This is a genomic window from Desulfocastanea catecholica (assembly GCF_054657295.1).
On sequence record NZ_BAAHYZ010000194.1, the window covers coordinates 1 to 229 of the forward strand.

Sequence of the window (229 nt, forward strand, 5' to 3'; positions counted from 1 at the left end):
TCCTCGGCACGCTGGAATCTACCCTGATAGTCGCCGACCAGCCGGTAGTCACGGCCAGCAAAAAATTACCGGCATTTTCCGAACTGCTCACCAACCTTTTCAAGACCACCGGGGTTTACGGCATCATCGATGGGCAAATGAACAAGGACTGGACAGTCGGTATCGGCCGGGTTCTGATGATCGGCGTCGGCCTGCTGCTCCTTTATCTTGGTATATTTAAAAAATTCGA

General features: G+C 52.0%; 1 pseudogene. It reads left to right on the top strand.

The features are described from left to right. A pseudogene (locus ACYQ8U_RS23485) lies at window positions 1-229 on the top strand (sodium ion-translocating decarboxylase subunit beta); the annotation flags it as partial.